At 48.9% G+C, this 519-nt stretch carries 1 rRNA gene; it reads right to left on the bottom strand.

The window, feature by feature from the left end:
- Window positions 1-388 (bottom strand): 23S ribosomal RNA (locus HGP29_RS28645); the annotation flags it as partial.
- Window positions 389-519: the final 131 nt, after the last annotated feature.

Genomic DNA, 519 nt, shown 5'->3' with positions numbered 1-519 from the left:
CACGTGTCCCGCCCTACTCTTCGAGTTCACAGCCTGTGCATTTTGGTGTACGGGACTATCACCCTGTACCGTCGGACTTTCCAGACCGTTCCACTAACACACAAGCTGATTCAGACTCTGGGCTGCTCCCCGTTCGCTCGCCGCTACTGGGGGAATCTCGGTTGATTTCTTTTCCTCGGGGTACTTAGATGTTTCAGTTCCCCCGGTTCGCCTCGTTAACCTATGTATTCAGTTAACGATAGTGCAACGAATTGCACTGGGTTTCCCCATTCGGACATCGCCGGTTATAACGGTTCATATCACCTTACCGACGCTTTTCGCAGATTAGCACGTCCTTCATCGCCTCTGACTGCCAGGGCATCCACCGTGTACGCTTAGTCGCTTAACCTCACAACCCGAAGATGTTTCACTTCTGATTGCGAAAATTTGAGAGACTCGAACACACTTAAACAGTGTGTCGTTTCAATTTTCAGCTTGATCCAGATTTTTAAAGAGCAAATATCTCAAACATCACCCGAA

The sequence above is a fragment of the Flammeovirga agarivorans genome, from assembly GCF_012641475.1.
GTDB lineage: Bacteria > Bacteroidota > Bacteroidia > Cytophagales > Flammeovirgaceae > Flammeovirga > Flammeovirga agarivorans.
The sequence above is the reverse complement of the archived record's forward strand: the minus strand, read 5'-3'. Positions and strand labels throughout refer to the sequence as shown.